This window comes from Mycobacterium sp. NGS63 (assembly GCF_059812295.1).
Window position 1 is genome coordinate 464350 of sequence record NZ_JCALCJ010000005.1, and the last position, 14071, is coordinate 478420.

Consider the following 14071-nt stretch of genomic DNA (forward strand, 5'->3'; position numbering starts at 1 on the left):
CCCATGAAGAAGTATTACGGCCACACACTGCTCTACCTGCACGAGACGATCTCGCTGGGCTCCGCGCGAAGCGACGACTTCACCGCGACGTTCGCCGGCACCTACCAGCCGATGATGGAGCAGCTCGGCGCGCGGCTGTTCGCGATCTGGGAAACCACCCCCTACAACGGCCACTGGCCACAGGTGACGATCATCTGGGAGATCGACGGGTTCGCCGACTACGCCAGGATCGGGGCCGCGCAGGCCCGCGGTGGCAGCCACGAGGCCGCGGCCGGCAAGTGGTCGGCGTATCTGGCCGACAGCGGCGCCTCGGGCGAGGGCCGCATCATGTACCCGGGTCCCAGCAACAAGACGCTGGCCCAGCTGCGGGAGTCCAAATTCGCTGCGCCGCTGGTGATCCAGGAGATCATGCAAACCAAGCCCGGTCGCCAAGACGACTACATCCGCGAGCTGGAGCGGCTCTACGTCCCGTGGTCGGAGCGCACCGGCAAGCACTGGCTGGGATCCTTCACCACGACCTTCCGCTACAACGAGGTCATCCACTACTGGGCGCTGGAGGGCGGCTGGGAGTGCTTCGCCAACTACTACCCGTCGTGGAAGGAGAGCCCACCCGCCGAGATCGTCACCTGGATGAGCGTGGCCCCCGCCCTGCGCGACGGATGGGAGGACTCGATCCTGCAGGCCCTACCGCCGTCGCCACTGCAGTGAGCTTCGGCGTGAACTTTCGGTATGACCCGTTCGACGCGGACGTCATGGCAAACCCGTTGCCGTACTATCGAATCCTGCGCGACGACCACCCGGTGTACTACATGCCGCAGTGGGACACCTTCGCGCTGTCGCGCTTCGACGACATCTGGCGCGTGCTGGAGGTCAACGACGGAACCTTCGTCGCCTCGGAGGGCACGCTGCCCGCCGCGTCGGTGCTGGCCGAGCACAACACCGGGCCCGTCGACGACCCGCCGCTGCACCCGCTGCCGTTTCACGCCGTGTTCGACGCCGAGTTGTACGGCGCGATCCGCCGCGCGCATTCGCAGCCGCTGCGCCCCAGGTCCGTCGCCGGGCTGGAGGGCCGAATCCGCGAACTGGCCAACGAACGGCTCGACCTGCTGCTGCCGCAGGGCGCCTTCGACCTCACCCAGGACTACGGCGGCATCGTCGTCGCCTCGGTCGTCTGCGACTTGCTGGGCATCCCAACCGATCTCGCGCCGCAGGTGCTGGCCGCGGTGAACGCCGGCAGCCTCGCCGAGCCGGGTGTGGGCGTGGACACCGCCGAGGCCCGGCCCAACTACTTCGAATACCTGGTGCCCTCGGTGCAGCGCCGCCGGGCCGACGGGTCGGGGAGTGCGCTGCCCGTTGTCGACGGCCTGCTCGGATACCGCCTGCCCGACGGCAGCGCGCTCGACGACGTCGAGATCGCCACCCAGATGCTCTGCATTTTCATCGGCGGGACCGAGACGGTGCCCAAGATCGTCGCCCACGGGCTGTGGGAGCTCAGCCAGCGGCCCGACCAGATGGCCGCGGTGTGCGCCGACCCCGATGGCAACGTTCCGATCGCGCGCGAGGAGATGACCCGCTTCTGCGCGCCGGCACAGTGGTTCGCCCGAACGGCGCGCAAGCCCTTCACAATTCACGACGAAACGATCCGGCCCGGCCAGCGCATCATCACCCTGCTGGCGTCGGCCGCCCGCGACGAGCGGGAGTACGACAACCCCGACGAGTTCGTCTGGAACCGCCCCATCCGCCGCTCGCTGGCCTTCGGCCGCGGCCAGCACTTCTGCATCGGCTACCACCTGGCCCGGCTGGAAATCGACGTGCTGCTGACCGAATGGCTGCGCCGGGTGCCCGACTTCGCGATCCGCGGCGACTCCGCCACCCGGCTGCCGTCCAGCTTCCAGTGGGGCTGGAACAAGATCCCGGTGGAGGTCTGACGTGTGGTCCTACCGGATCATCGCCCCCTACCAGTTCGAGCGGACGTCGATCCCCGACCACACCCCCGAGCGGTTGGCCGAAGGCCAAGTCCTGCTGCGGTTTTCGGCCGCCGGCGTGTGCGGCAGTGACCTGCCGGCCTTCCGTGGCAGCCGCGGCCGGCTGCCCGGGGACGACGGCGCCAGCGCCGCCGAAAAGGACGGGTTCCCGATCCACGAGGTCGCCGGGGAGGTGATCGCCAGCCGCCACCCCGAACACCGCGCCGGCGACCGCGTGGTGGGCTGGGCATCCGGGTTCGACGGCCTGATGGAGCGCGTCGTCAGCGACGGCAACATGCTGGCGCCGTACGACCCGGCGCTGACCCCGGCGCAGGCGATCGGCCTGCAACCGCTGGCCTGCGTTCTTTACGCGTGTGAGCAATTGCCGGACCTGTCCGGCCGCCACGTCGCGATCATCGGCCAGGGCTCGATCGGCCTGCTGTTCTCCTATGTCGCCAAGGCGGCCGGCGCCCGGCGTGTCACCGGCGTCGATCCCGTCGACCGCGCCAGCCACGCAACGGCATTCGGGGTCGACGATCGCGTGCGCGCCACCAGCGACCGGTGGGTGAGCCGGCTGGCCCCCGGCGACCGCGCCGACGTCGTCATCGAGGCCGTCGGGCACCAGGTGGCCACGTTGGGGCACGCCATCGAAGCCGCCGCCCCCGGCGGCACGGTCTTCTATTTCGGGGTCGCCGACGACGAGGCCTACCCGATCAGCATGCGCCACATGCTGCGTAACAACCTGACACTGAAATCCGGTGTGACGCTGGACCGCCGGCGCGTCCTGGACCTCGCCGGCAAGTTCGCCGACGAGCACCCCGGCCTGCTGGGCACCTACCTCACCCACACGTTCGGCATCGACGACGTCCAGGCCGCCTTCGACCTGGCCTGCCGCCCCGATCCCGGGCGCGTGAAGATCGCGATCGCGGGGTGACGGTGGAAAGTAACCTGCAGCGGGCGCTGGGCCGGACCGCCCCGATCTGGGGGGGCTGGATCACCGGGCCGAGCTGGCTGGGGCCCGAGGAATTCGCCAGGGCCGGTTACGATTACGTGGGCTTCGACGCCCAGCACGGCTACCTCGACGACGCCGGCATCGCCCGCGCGCTGCGGCGCATCGAGCACCTGCCCCTCGGCACCGTGGTGCGCCTGCCCAACGCCGACGCGGCACCGATCGGGCGGGTGCTGGACGCCGGCGCCGACGCAGTCGTCATCGCGATGATCGAGTCGGCCGACCAGGCCGCCGCCGCGGTGGCCGCCACCCGCCACCAGCCCGCCGGCGTCCGCAGCTTCGGCCCGCTGCGCGCCGGCCTGGGCCACGACACCGCCGCACTGGAATCCCGGGTGAGCGTCTTCGCGATGATCGAGACCGCGGCGGCGCTGTCGGGCCTCAGCGAGATCTGCGCGGTCGAAGGGCTCACCGGGCTCTACGTCGGGCCCGCCGATCTGGCCCTGTCGATGGGCGTGGATGCGGTTGGCGCGACCAAACATCCGGAGGCGCTGGACGCCATCGTCGCCATCCAGCGGGCCGCCACGGACGCGGGGCTGGTCACCGGCATTCACGCCGGAGACGGCAAGACCGGCCACGCCATGGCGAAACTCGGGCTGCGGATGATCACCCTGGCCGCCGAATCGCAGGCGCTGCGCCGGGGCGCGGCCGAGCATCTGCGGGAGGCGACCGGGCAATGACCGACGAAGAAGCCATCCGCCGGCTCATCGCCGACTACGCGCTGGCCCTCGACAGCGGGGACGTCGCGGCGTGCGTGGCGCTGTTCGCCGCCGACGGGGAATTCCTGGTCTACGGGCGGACTTTCGCCGGCCCCGACGGCATCGGTCAGATGTTCCGCGACGCGCCGCGGGGGCTGCACCTGACCGGCGTCTCGCGCATCGACGTGCGCGGCGACGCGGCGACGGCCCGGTCGCAGGTGCTGTTCGTCCGGGCCGGGGACCTGCACCTGCGGCCCGCCCTGTACGACGACGTACTGGCCCGTGTGGACGGGCAGTGGCGCTTCCGGCGGCGGCGCTGCCAATTCGTCACCAGCCGCGGCCTGTGCGACAGCCCGGAGGTGCCGTCATCGTGAGACGCCGGGTCGCGCTGGTGACCGGCGCCGCCGGCGGGCAGGGCTGGGCCATCGCCAAACGGCTACGCGCGCTGGGCCATTCGGTGGCCGCCTGCGACCGGCGCGCCGAGGAGCTTGCCGCCGAGGTCGACGGGCTGGGCGACGACGAGGTGATCGGCATCCCGCTCGACGTCACCTCCCAGGACCAGTGGGAGGCCGCCGTCCGCGCCGTCGTCGAGCGGTTCGGGGCACTGACCGCGCTCGTCAACGGCGCCGGCGTGCTGCACCGGGCAGCCCTGTCCGACGAGACAGCCGACGGCTTTGAAACCGCCTGGCGGGTCAACTGTTTCGGGGCCTTCCTCGGTATCCAGGCGGCCCTCGAGCAGCTGCGCGCGGCGCAGGGTGGCGCCATCGTCAACATCTGCAGCACCGGCGCGGTCCGGCCCTTCCCACACCACAGCGCCTACGGGTCGTCGAAGTGGGCGCTGCGGGGCCTGAGCCAAACCGTTGCCGCCGAACTGGCCCCGCTCGGCATCCGGGTCAACGCGGTGCTCCCCGGGCCCGTCGCCACCCCGATGCTCGACGACGCCACCCAGCTGCGGCTCGCCGCGTCGTCGGCCTTCGGGCGGATCGGCCAACCCGCCGAGATCGCCGACGCCGTCGCGTTTCTGGTCTCCGACGAGGCGTCCTTCGTCACCGGCGCGGAGCTGGTCGTCGACGGCGGGCAATGCCTGCAGATCCGATGAATATCGGCATCATCGGTGCCGGGCCGGGCGGCCTGGCCCTGGGAATCCTGCTTTCGCGGGCCGGGTTTCGCGACTTCACCATCTTCGACCGCGAAGACGACGTCGGCGGCACCTGGCGGATCAACACCTATCCGGGGCTGGCGTGCGACGTGAAGTCGCACCTGTACTCCTACTCGTTCGACCTGAACGCGAACTGGTCGCGGCTGTGGTCCGCGCAGCCCGAGATCCTGCGGTACTTCGAGCGCTGCGCCGACAAGTACGGCCTGCGCCCGCACCTGCGGCTGCGCACCGAAATCCGCTCCGCCCGTTGGGACCAAAACACCCAGCAATGGTGTCTGACCACCACCGACGGCGAGCGGCACCGCTTCGAGATCGTGGTGTCCGCCGTCGGTTTGTTCACCCGCCCGCTGTTCCCGGATCTGGTGGAAGAGGAGCCGTTCACCGGCACGGTGATGCACTCCTCGCGCTGGGATCACTCCGTTGCCCTCGACGGCGCGCGGGTCGCGGTGCTGGGCACCGGGTCGACGGCCTCACAGCTCATCCCGGAACTCGCGAAGGTGGCGGGCACGGTGTATTCGGTGCAGCGGTCGCCGACGTGGATCCTGCCCAAGCCCGACCGGCACTACACGCAATGGGAGCGCTGGGTCTTCGCCCACGTCCCGTTCGCCAAGAAGCTGTACCGCACCCGGCTGTGGTTGCGCAGCGAGGCCAACATCTCGGTGATCGAGCACGGCAGCGACAAGACCGACGAGTTCACAGAGGTCGCCCTGGCGATGCTCGAAAAGAGCGTCGCCGACCAGGAATTGCGCCGCAAGCTCACCCCCGACCACCCGATGGGTTGCAAGCGACTGGTGTTCTCCTCGGATTATCTGCCCGCGTTGACCCGGCCGAACGTCGAGGTGCTGGGCAGCCCGGCGCGCTGCCTGCGCGCGCGCAGCCTGGTCACCGAGGACGGCACCGAACGCGAGGTCGACGTCGTGGTGTGCGCCACCGGCTACGCCGCCGCCGACTACCTCGGCCAGCTCGACGTGTGCGGGGAGGGAGGGATGACCCTGCGCGAGGCGTGGCGCGACGGGGCGCACGCGTATCTCGGCATGGCCGTCCCCGGGTTCCCGAACTTCTTCATGCTCTACGGGCCGAACACCAACGTCGGGTCCAACAGCGTGATCTTCATGCTCGAGGCCCAGGCGCGCTACATCGTGCGCGCGCTCAAGCACATGCGGCGCCGGGGCACGACGTACGTCGCGGTGCGGCCCGCCGCGCTGGCGAAGTTCGTCGCCGACGTCGACCGGTGGATGGTCGGCACCGTGTGGACCACCCAGTGCAGCAATTACTTTCGCGCCGCCAACGGGCGGGTGGTGACGCAGTGGCCGCGCAGCGCCCGTAGCTTCTGGGGGATGACGCGCAGGTTCAGGGCCGCGGACTACAGTTTCGAGGCCCCATCCCGATGACGGAACTTGACGGCTGGGACCGCCTGGATCCCGCCCTGCGCGCGGTGGCCACGACGCGCACCGACTTCTCGCCCGACGCGATCCGCCTCATGCGCGAGCCGTTCAACCTGCGCCGCCGCGAGTCGGCCGCACAGGCGGACGGGCACGGCGTGCGGATCGACGACGACACCGCGGGCGACGTCGCGGTGCGCATCTACCGTGGCGCGCAGGCGAATCCGGCGCCGGCGCTCGTCTACTGCCACGCCGGCGGCTTCGCGCTGGGCAACCTGGACACCGATCACCGGCAGTGCGTGGAACTCGCGCGGCGCGGCGGGTGCACGGTGGTGTCGGTCGACTACCGGCTGGCGCCGGAGCATCCGTATCCGGCCGCCCTCGACGACGCGATCGCGGTGCTGCGCTGGGTGGCGGACAACGCGACCGACCTGGGCGTCGACCCCGCGCGGCTCGCGGTCGGGGGCAGCAGCGCGGGCGCCGCGCTGGCGGCGTGCCTGGCGCACGGAGCCGCCGACGGGACGCTGCCGGCGGTCGCGTTCCAGCTGCTGCACCAGCCGGTGCTGGACGATCGGGAGACCGCGTCCAAGGCCGAGTTCTGCACCAGCCCGGCCTTCGACAGCGAGGCCGCGGCGCACATGTGGCGCCACTACCTGCGCCCCGATCGGCCCGCGTCCGCCGTCCCGGCGCTCCGGGCCGAATTGCGCGGCCTGCCACCGGCGTTGATCACCTGCGCGGAGGTCGATCCCTTCCGCGACGAGGCGATCGACTACGCGGTGGCGCTGCTGCGCGCCGGGGTCTCGGCCGAGCTGCACGTGTTCCCGCGCGCCTGTCACGGGTTCGACTCGCTGCTGCCGGACTGGCCGGGCTCCCAGCGCCTGTTCGAACTGCAGGGACGCGCGCTGTCCAGCGCGTTGCGCTAATGGCGCCGAAACTGCACACAGATCGCGATGCGCTCGCTGGAAGGCGCTCTGAGCGCAGTTTCGGCGCAAGGGAATGCAATCTACAACCTGATGAGCTGCCGGACGGCGGTGCCGTCGGCCAGACGATCCATCGCCGCGTTGATGTCGTCCAGTCGGATCGTCGAGGACACCAGCGACTCCACCGGCAGCCGGCCCGCCTGCCACAGCGACACGAACCGCGGGATGTCGCGGCTGGGCACCGACGAACCCAGGTAGCTGCCGATCAACGACCGGCCCTCGGCGACAAAACCCAACGGGGACAAGCTGATCCGGGCCGTGGGCGGGGGTAACCCGACGGTGACGGTGCGACCGCCCGGCGCGGTCAGCCCGATCGCGGTCTCCAGCGCGGCGGGATGCCCGACGGCCTCGACCACCACCGCGGCCTTCACGCCGGCCTCGGTCGCCTGCTGCGGTGTGTAGGCCTCGTGCGCGCCCAATTGCCGTGCGGCCGCGAGCTTCTCGGGCAACTGGTCGACGGCGACGACGCGGACGTCGTCGTAGGTGAGCGCGGTGATCATCGCGGCCATGCCCACACCCCCCATGCCGACGACGGCCACCGTCTGGCCCGGGCGGGGATCGCCGACGTTGAGCACCGCGCCGCCCCCAGTCAGCACCGCGCACCCCAGCAGCGCGGCGACCTCGGGCGGCACGTCGGGCGGCACCGGGACGGCGCTAGCCCGGTTGACGACCGCGTGCGTCGCAAACCCCGACACCCCCAGGTGGTGATACACCGGCCCGCCGGCGCGGCCCAGCCGGATCGCGCCGCCCAGCAACGTCCCTGCGGCGTTGGCCGCGCTGCCCGGTTCGCACGGCGTCAGGCCCTCGGTCGCGCAGGCCGCGCAGTGCCCGCACCGCGGCAGGAACACCAGCACCACCCGCTGGCCGACGGACAGGTCCCCGATCCCGTCGCCGATGCGCTCGACGATCCCGGCCGCCTCGTGACCGAGCAACATCGGCACCGGGCGCACCCGGTTGCCGTCGACGACCGACAGGTCGGAGTGGCACACGCCGGCCGCCTCGATGCGCACCAAGACCTCGCCGGGCCCGGGCTCGTCGAGGGCGAGGCCGGCCACGCTGATCGGCGCGGAATCCGCGTAGGGCCGGGGCGCACCGATCCGCTCCAGCACGGCGCCCCGGATCTCAATCATGCTGGAATACAACCATGCCCCCAGCCGCCGAACCCCAGAGCTTCACCAGCGACGACTTCCCCGTGCTGTGGCCGGTGGGCACCCGGTGGGCCGACAACGACATGTTCGGCCACCTCAACAACGCCGTCTACTACCAGCTGTTCGACACCGCGATCAACGCCTGGATCAACACCGGCACCGGGCTCGACCCGCTGAGCACGCCCGCGCTGGGCATCGTCGCCGAGTCGGGCTGCCGCTACTTCTCCGAGCTGCACTTCCCCGAGGGCCTCGTGGTGGGTCTGGCGGTCACCCGGCTGGGACGCAGCAGCGTCACCTACCGGCTCGGCGTCTTCCGGGACGCCACCGGCGCCCAGCCCGTCACCGCGCTGGGGCACTGGGTGCACGTCTACGTCGACCGGGCCAGCCGCAAGCCGGTGCCCATCCCCGATGCCATCCGGTCGCTGCTGGCGACGGCGTGCGTGGGCGAGATGGCATAGGCGCCGGGCGCTTTCGCGCACCCCGCTATGCTTCGCCAATGCCAGTTTTGAGCAAGACCGTCGAGGTCAGCGCCAGCGCCGCGGCGATCATGGGCATCGTCGCCGATTTCGAGCGCTACCCGGAGTGGAACGAGGGGATCAAGGGCCTGTGGATCCTGGCCCGCTACGACGACGGGCGTCCCAGCCAGGTGCGGCTCGACACCGACATCAACGGCCTGCAGGGCACCTTCATCCAGGCGGTGTACTACCCGGGGGAAAACCAGATTCAGACCGTCCTGCAGCAGGGCGACCTGTTCTCCAAGCAGGAGCAGCTGTTCTCCGCGGTGGAGACCGGCGCGTCGACCCTGCTGACGGTCGACATGGACGTCGAGACCACGATGCCGGTGCCCGCGCCGATGGTGAAGCAGCTCCTCAACAACGTCCTCGACCACCTCGCCGACAACCTCAAGCAGCGCGCCGAGCAACTGGGCGCCGGCTAGTCGAAGATTCCCGTCCGGTCGCGCATCTCGGTCAGCCGCGCCGCCGCGTCGGTGAACTGCCATACCGTGTGCTCGATCACCGCGGCGGCGTCGCGCCGGCGCAGCGCGGCGATCAGCTGCCGGTGGTTGTCGACGGCGGCCGCTCCCCAGTGCGGGTCGGCGGCGTACACCAGCACCGGCATGTAGCGCGCCGCGTTCAGCAGGAACCACGCCAACTTGATCCGCCCGCTGGCCTGGTTGAAGACGCGGTGGAACCCGAACTCGATGCCCGCGATGGCCTCGGCATCGCTGGACCCGACGGCCGCCGCCAGCGAATCGTTGATGCGCTCCAGCTCGTCGATCTCGGCGTCGGTGATGTGATCGGTGGCCGCGGCCGCCAGCTCCCTGGCGATCGAGGCCTGCAGCCAAAAGATGTCCTCGATGTCCTGGCGGGTCAGCGGCAGCACGACGTGACCGCGGTGCGGTTCCAGCTGCACCATGCCCTCGCCGCGCAGCTTCAGCAGCGCCTCGCGCACCGGCGTGACGCTGACCCCGAGCTCGGCGGCGGTCTCGTCCAGGCGGATGAACGTCCCCGGCCGCAAGGACCCGGACATGATCGCCGCGCGCAGGTGGCCCGCGACCTCATCGGACAGCTGCGCCCGACGGACTGGCCGCCGGGCCCTGTGCTGCGTAGATGTCGGTGCGTTCACGCGGGCTTCCAGGGGTTTCGCCGTCTGGCTGGGGCTTGTCTTTGCGGCACTAAAGCCATAATGTGACCCACACAACACCATGTTTTATCAAATATCAACCTGGCGCAAGCGGTGCGCGAGGTGAAGGGGAGGCAACTAGGTGACCGCCCAATTGGCCAGCCAGCTGGCCCAGGTTCCGTCGCCCACCGAGCAGCCCTACCTGGCCCGCCGGCAGAACTGGGTGACCCAACTCGAGCGGCACGCGCTGATGCAGCCGGACGCGCCGGCGCTGCGGTTCCTGGGCAACACGATCACCTGGGGCGGCCTGCGCGGCCGGGTGGTGGCGCTGGCCGACGCGCTGAGTCGCCGCGGAGTCGGCTTCGGCGACCGGGTCATGATCCTGATGCTCAACCGCCCCGAATTCGTCGAGGCGGTGCTGGCCGTCAACTCCCTCGGGGCCATCGCGGTCCCCCTGAACTTCCGCCTCACCTCGGCCGAAATCGTCTTCCTGGTCGAGGACTGCGAGGCGCGCGTGCTGGTCACCGAAGCGGTGCTCGCCCCGGTGGCCACGGGAGTGCGCGACATCCAGCCGCTGCTCGACACGATCGTGGTCGCCGGGGGGTCGAGCGACGACAACGTGCTCGGCTACGAAGACCTCATTAACGAGCCCGGCGCTGAGCCTGGGCTCAGGAACATCACAGACATCCCGAACGACTCGCCGGCGCTGATCATGTACACGTCGGGCACCACCGGCCGGCCCAAGGGCGCGGTGCTGACCCACACCAACCTGACCGGCCAGACGATGACCGGGCTGTACACCAACGGCGCCGATATAAATAGTGACGTCGGATTCATCGGGGTGCCGTTCTTCCACATCGCCGGCATCGGCAACCTGCTGCCGGGCATGCTGCTGGGCATCCCCACGGTGATCTATCCGCTGGGCGCCTTCGAGCCCGGCCAGCTGCTCGACGTGCTGGCGGCCGAGAAGGTCACCGGCATCTTCCTGGTCCCCGCGCAGTGGCAGGCGGTGTGCGCCGAGCAGCAGGCGCGGCCCCGCGACTTGCGGCTGCGGGTCATGTCGTGGGGCGCGGCCCCGGCGCCGGACGCGTTGCTGCGCGAGATGTCGGCAACCTTCCCCGGCACCCAGATCCTGGCGGCGTTCGGCCAGACCGAGATGTCGCCGGTCACCTGCATGCTGCTCGGCGACGACGCGATCCGTAAGCGCGGCTCGGTCGGGAAGGTGATTCCCACCGTCGCCGCCCGCGTCGTCGACGAGAACATGAACGACGTCCCCGTCGGCGAGGTGGGCGAGATCGTCTACCGCGCACCGACGTTGATGAGCGGCTACTGGAACAACCCGCAAGCCACGGCGGAAGCCTTCGCGGGCGGCTGGTTCCATTCCGGCGACCTCGTCCGCATGGACTCCGACGGCTACGTCTGGGTCGTCGACCGCAAGAAGGACATGATCATCTCCGGCGGCGAGAACATCTACTGCGCCGAGGTCGAGAACGTCCTCGCCGGCCACCCCCAGATCGTCGAGGTCGCCGTCATCGGCCGCGCCCACGACAAGTGGGGCGAGGTGCCGATCGCGGTGGCCGCCGTCGCGGGCGAGGCGCTGCGGCTCGATGATCTGGACGAGTACCTCACCGAGCGGCTGGCGCGCTACAAGCATCCGAAGGCGCTCGAGATCGTCGACGCGCTGCCCCGCAACCCCGCCGGCAAGGTGCTCAAAACTGAGCTGCGGGTGCGCTACGGGTCCGCGGTTGCTACCGAAAGCGACTCTGCCGCAACGGATTCAACGGCCCGAGAGGAAGGTTGACCGAAACTGTAACGTTTGCCCGCTGTTGACGAAGGGTTAATTGTGTGGATGCGGTTCACAGGCTCACGGCCATCGGGTACATTCCTGTGGTCTCCGTTACTACTTGCGAGTAGGGAGCCGATGGTCACACACGTAGGGACGTGGCTAGGTGGGGGCACCCCCGGCCGCGGGACAGCGAGGTGGGGGTACCCCCAGCCGCGGAGCAGCGAGGGGGAGCGAGGCGTGCGACACGTTCGGCCGCGGCGTCAGGTGGCACGTGGCGCCGGCGCGAGGGGGTCGCGGTGACGTCGACGTCGACGGATCGTCCACACCTGATCGGCTACCTGCGCGACCAGCTGGACACGCCGCTGACCCTCGTCGGCGGGTTCTTCCGGATGTGTGTGCTGACCGGTAAAGCGCTGTTCCGCTGGCCTTTCCAGTACCGCGAGTTCATCCTGCAGTGCTGGTTCATCATGCGGGTGGCGTTCCTGCCGACCATCATGGTCTCGATCCCGCTGACCGTTCTCCTGATCTTCACCCTCAACGTGCTGCTGGCCCAGTTCGGCGCGGCCGACCTGTCCGGCGCGGGCGCCGCCATTGGCGCGGTCACCCAGCTGGGCCCGCTGACCACCGTGCTGGTGGTCGCCGGCGCCGGGTCGACGGCGATCTGCGCGGACCTGGGCGCGCGCACCATCCGCGAGGAGATCGACGCGATGGAGGTGCTCGGCATCGACCCGATCCACCGGCTGGTGGTGCCCCGGGTGATCGCCGCGACGCTGGTCGCCACGCTGCTCAACGGGCTGGTGATCACCGTGGGCCTGGTGGGCGGCTACCTGTTCGGCGTGTACCTGCAGAACGTGTCGGGCGGCGCGTATTTGGCGACCCTGACCACCATCACCGGCCTGCCCGAGGTGGTCATCGCCACCGTCAAGGCCGCGATCTTCGGCCTCATTGCCGGCCTGGTCGGCTGCTACCGCGGGCTGACCGTGCGCGGCGGCTCGAAGGGCCTGGGCACCGCCGTCAACGAGACCGTGGTGCTGTGCGTGGTCGCGCTGTATGCGGTCAACGTGGTGCTGACCACCATCGGTGTCCGGTTCGGGACGGGGCGCTGACATGTCGACCGGTACCGTGCTGCGCTCCCGCTTCCCGCGGGCGGCCGAGAACCTCAATAAGTACGGCGGCGCGGCGGGGCGCGCGCTCGACGACGTCGGGCAGATGGCGTGGTTCGGGGTGGTGGCCCTCGGGCACATCCCGCACGCGCTGGCCAACTACCGCAAGGAGACCCTGCGGCTGATCGCCCAGATCGGCATGGGCACCGGCGCCATGGCCGTCATCGGCGGCACCGTGGCGATCGTCGGCTTCGTGACGCTGTCCGGTAGTTCGCTGGTCGCCATCCAGGGCTTCGCCTCCCTGGGCAACATCGGCGTCGAGGCGTTCACCGGCTTCTTCGCCGCGCTGATCAACGTGCGCATCGCCGCCCCGGTCGTCACCGGCATCGCGATGGCGGCGACCGTCGGCGCGGGAGCCACCGCCGAGCTCGGGGCCATGCGGATCAGCGAAGAGGTCGACGCCCTGGAAGTGATGGGCATCAAGTCGATTTCGTTCCTGGCGACCACACGGATCATGGCCGGGCTGGTGGTGATCATCCCGATCTACTCCATGGCGATCATCATGACGTTCCTGTCCCCGCAGATCACCACGACGGTGATCTACGGGCAGTCCAACGGCACCTACGAGCACTACTTCCGGACGTTCCTGCGCCCCGAAGACGTGTTCTGGTCCTTCGTGGAAGCCATCCTCATCACGGCCGTCGTCATGATCACCCACTGCTTCTACGGGTACAACGCCGGCGGCGGGCCCGTCGGCGTCGGCGAGGCCGTCGGCCGCTCGATGCGCTTCTCGCTGGTGTCGGTGCAGGTCGTCGTTCTGTCCGCCGCGTTGGCGCTCTACGGTGTCAACCCGAACTTCGCGCTAACGGTGTAGCTGCCATGACGTCTCCCGCCGCGAAGTTCAACGCCCCCCGAAAACCGCCGTACAAGTGGGCCGGGATCGCGACGCTGGTGGTCGCGGCGCTGGTCTTCTTCTGCGTGTTCTGGCAGTTCCGCGGCAACTTCACGCCGAAGACTGCGTTGACGATGGTGGCTTCCCGTGCCGGGTTGGTGATGGATCCGGGGTCGAAGGTGACCTATAACGGGGTGGAGATCGGCCGGGTGGCCCATATTTCGGAGTGCGATCGCTCGGACCCGGTGTGCGCCAAGGTCATTCATGACGGCAAGCCGGCGGCCAAGTTCAGCCTGGACGTGTACCCGCGGTATCTGAAGCTGATCCCGA

Annotated in this window: 16 protein-coding genes; 14 read left to right on the top strand and 2 right to left on the bottom strand. The window is 70.0% G+C overall.

Going from position 1 to position 14071, the window contains the following annotated elements; translation table 11 throughout:
- Positions 1-3 precede the first annotated feature (3 nt).
- The 8 genes from AC5Y4Z_RS16290 to AC5Y4Z_RS16325 are packed head-to-tail and all read left to right on the top strand — an operon-like array spanning position 4 to position 7132.
- Positions 4-708, top strand: a complete 705-nt coding sequence (locus AC5Y4Z_RS16290; RefSeq protein WP_499965483.1) for an NIPSNAP family protein — start codon at positions 4-6, stop codon at positions 706-708.
- An 8-nt stretch (positions 709-716) separates the two neighbouring features.
- Positions 717-1928, top strand: a complete 1212-nt coding sequence (locus tag AC5Y4Z_RS16295; protein WP_499965484.1) for a cytochrome P450 — start codon at positions 717-719, stop codon at positions 1926-1928.
- Between the two features lies 1 nt (position 1929).
- A complete protein-coding gene (locus AC5Y4Z_RS16300; RefSeq protein ID WP_499965485.1) occupies positions 1930-2898 on the top strand; it encodes a zinc-binding dehydrogenase in 969 nt (322 codons plus the stop codon).
- Entirely contained in the window at positions 2895-3650 is a 756-nt protein-coding gene (locus AC5Y4Z_RS16305; protein ID WP_499965486.1) for an HpcH/HpaI aldolase family protein, read from the top strand. The genes AC5Y4Z_RS16300 and AC5Y4Z_RS16305 overlap by 4 nt, the downstream gene beginning before the upstream one ends.
- Positions 3647-4042 carry a nuclear transport factor 2 family protein gene (locus tag AC5Y4Z_RS16310; protein ID WP_499965487.1) on the top strand — a complete coding sequence of 132 codons (396 nt, stop codon included), beginning with the start codon at positions 3647-3649 and terminating at the stop codon, positions 4040-4042. The genes AC5Y4Z_RS16305 and AC5Y4Z_RS16310 overlap by 4 nt, the downstream gene beginning before the upstream one ends.
- Complete coding sequence (locus tag AC5Y4Z_RS16315) at positions 4039-4767, top strand: SDR family NAD(P)-dependent oxidoreductase (protein WP_499965488.1); 729 nt, start codon at positions 4039-4041, stop codon at positions 4765-4767. The genes AC5Y4Z_RS16310 and AC5Y4Z_RS16315 overlap by 4 nt, the downstream gene beginning before the upstream one ends.
- On the top strand, positions 4749-6218 hold the full coding sequence (locus AC5Y4Z_RS16320; RefSeq protein ID WP_499965489.1) for a flavin-containing monooxygenase: 1470 nt from the start codon (positions 4749-4751) through the stop codon (positions 6216-6218). Before AC5Y4Z_RS16315 ends, AC5Y4Z_RS16320 begins: the two co-directional genes overlap by 19 nt.
- Positions 6215-7132: an alpha/beta hydrolase gene (locus AC5Y4Z_RS16325; protein WP_499965490.1), complete on the top strand. Its 918-nt coding sequence runs from the start codon at positions 6215-6217 to the stop codon at positions 7130-7132. The genes AC5Y4Z_RS16320 and AC5Y4Z_RS16325 overlap by 4 nt, the downstream gene beginning before the upstream one ends.
- A gap of 80 nt (positions 7133-7212) precedes the next feature.
- On the opposite strand, the gene AC5Y4Z_RS16330 is transcribed toward AC5Y4Z_RS16325, so the two are convergent.
- Complete coding sequence (locus AC5Y4Z_RS16330; protein WP_499965491.1) at positions 7213-8319, bottom strand: alcohol dehydrogenase catalytic domain-containing protein; 1107 nt, start codon at positions 8317-8319, stop codon at positions 7213-7215.
- Positions 8320-8333: 14 nt separating this feature from the next.
- Here AC5Y4Z_RS16330 and AC5Y4Z_RS16335 point away from each other — a divergent pair, with 14 nt between their 5' ends.
- Together AC5Y4Z_RS16335 and AC5Y4Z_RS16340 are read left to right on the top strand one after the other, a co-directional pair.
- Positions 8334-8795 carry an acyl-CoA thioesterase gene (locus AC5Y4Z_RS16335; RefSeq protein WP_499965492.1) on the top strand — a complete coding sequence of 154 codons (462 nt, stop codon included), beginning with the start codon at positions 8334-8336 and terminating at the stop codon, positions 8793-8795.
- 38 nt (positions 8796-8833) lie between these two features.
- Positions 8834-9274, top strand: coding sequence for an SRPBCC family protein (locus AC5Y4Z_RS16340; protein WP_499965493.1), 441 nt, complete (start codon positions 8834-8836; stop codon positions 9272-9274).
- Here the strand turns inward: AC5Y4Z_RS16340 and AC5Y4Z_RS16345 are convergent.
- Positions 9271-9963, bottom strand: a complete 693-nt coding sequence (locus tag AC5Y4Z_RS16345) for a GntR family transcriptional regulator (protein WP_499965494.1) — start codon at positions 9961-9963, stop codon at positions 9271-9273. The two genes, AC5Y4Z_RS16340 and AC5Y4Z_RS16345, sit on opposite strands and share 4 nt — an antisense overlap.
- 139 nt (positions 9964-10102) lie before the next feature.
- Here AC5Y4Z_RS16345 and fadD5 point away from each other — a divergent pair, with 139 nt between their 5' ends.
- From fadD5 to AC5Y4Z_RS16365, 4 genes are all read left to right on the top strand, one after another.
- Positions 10103-11761, top strand: a complete 1659-nt coding sequence (fadD5, locus tag AC5Y4Z_RS16350) for a fatty-acid--CoA ligase FadD5 (protein WP_499965495.1) — start codon at positions 10103-10105, stop codon at positions 11759-11761.
- Positions 11762-12135: 374 nt separating this feature from the next.
- Entirely contained in the window at positions 12136-12852 is a 717-nt protein-coding gene (locus AC5Y4Z_RS16355; RefSeq protein ID WP_499965519.1) for an MlaE family ABC transporter permease, read from the top strand.
- Position 12853: 1 nt separating this feature from the next.
- Positions 12854-13723, top strand: coding sequence for an MlaE family ABC transporter permease (locus AC5Y4Z_RS16360; protein ID WP_499965496.1), 870 nt, complete (start codon positions 12854-12856; stop codon positions 13721-13723).
- Positions 13724-13728: 5 nt separating this feature from the next.
- Positions 13729-14071: MlaD family protein (locus AC5Y4Z_RS16365; RefSeq protein WP_499965497.1), on the top strand; the 343-nt coding region annotated here is incomplete at its 3' end.

Bases quoted from the DNA above. Each gene is read 5' to 3' on its own strand.
- AC5Y4Z_RS16310 (WP_499965487.1), top strand. From the start codon at position 3,647: ATGACCGACGAAGAAGCCATCCGCCGGCTCATCGCCGACTACGCGCTG.
- AC5Y4Z_RS16340 (WP_499965493.1), top strand. From the start codon at position 8,834: ATGCCAGTTTTGAGCAAGACCGTCGAGGTCAGCGCCAGCGCCGCGGCG.
- AC5Y4Z_RS16360 (WP_499965496.1), top strand. From the start codon at position 12,854: ATGTCGACCGGTACCGTGCTGCGCTCCCGCTTCCCGCGGGCGGCCGAG.
- AC5Y4Z_RS16325 (WP_499965490.1), top strand. From the start codon at position 6,215: ATGACGGAACTTGACGGCTGGGACCGCCTGGATCCCGCCCTGCGCGCG.
- AC5Y4Z_RS16355 (WP_499965519.1), top strand. From the start codon at position 12,136: ATGTGTGTGCTGACCGGTAAAGCGCTGTTCCGCTGGCCTTTCCAGTAC.
- AC5Y4Z_RS16290 (WP_499965483.1), top strand. From the start codon at position 4: ATGAAGAAGTATTACGGCCACACACTGCTCTACCTGCACGAGACGATC.
- AC5Y4Z_RS16335 (WP_499965492.1), top strand. From the start codon at position 8,334: ATGCCCCCAGCCGCCGAACCCCAGAGCTTCACCAGCGACGACTTCCCC.
- AC5Y4Z_RS16330 (WP_499965491.1), bottom strand. From the start codon at position 8,319: ATGATTGAGATCCGGGGCGCCGTGCTGGAGCGGATCGGTGCGCCCCGG.
- AC5Y4Z_RS16320 (WP_499965489.1), top strand. From the start codon at position 4,749: ATGCCTGCAGATCCGATGAATATCGGCATCATCGGTGCCGGGCCGGGC.